The 621-nt window shown below is 76.2% G+C and carries 2 pseudogenes; both read left to right on the plus strand.

What is annotated here, in order from left to right:
* Positions 1 to 239 (plus strand): annotated as a pseudogene (locus G3I78_RS46850) (hypothetical protein); the annotation flags it as partial.
* Positions 236 to 621: pseudogene (locus G3I78_RS46855) on the plus strand (NADH-quinone oxidoreductase subunit F); the annotation flags it as partial. The pseudogenes G3I78_RS46850 and G3I78_RS46855, both read left to right, overlap by 4 nt.

Consider the following 621-nt stretch of genomic DNA (forward strand, 5'->3'; position numbering starts at 1 on the left):
CGCGCGAGCAGGGCTGGACCGCCCCCGGTACCGACCAGGCCTCTACCTCGGCGGACCAGGCCTCTGCCTCGGCAGGTGGGGCAGACGCCGGAGGCGAGGGCGCGCCCGAGAAGCCGGTCACCGGCGGCGAGCAGTCGAGCGCCGATCGGAAGCCGACGACCGGCGCCGACGTCGACCCCGGCGGCAAGGCCGAGTCTCCCGGCACCCAGCCCGACCCGTCGAAGGGAGCGGACGCATGAGCGAGCAGCAGGGCACCGTGGCCCGGCCGACCCCGGACCCGCTGACCCCCGTCCTGTCGGACACGTGGGACGCGGACCGGTCCTGGACGCTGGCGTCGTACGTGGACCGCGGTGGCTACGCGGGGCTGCGCGCGGCGCTCGCCCAGGACCCGGCGGACGTCGTCGCGACGGTCAAGGCGTCGGGCCTGCGCGGCCGCGGCGGCGCGGGCTTCCCGACGGGCATGAAGTGGGGCTTCCTGCCCGCGCCCGACGGCGGCCCGCGGTACCTGGTCGTCAACGCGGACGAGTCCGAGCCGGGCACGTGCAAGGACATCCCGCTGATGCTGGCGAGCCCGCAGGCGCTCGTGGAGGGCGTGGCGATCACGTCGTACGCGATCGGGTG

This window comes from Streptomyces sp. SID13726, assembly GCF_010548375.1.
In the GTDB taxonomy this organism is placed as follows: Bacteria; Actinomycetota; Actinomycetes; order Streptomycetales; family Streptomycetaceae; genus Streptomyces.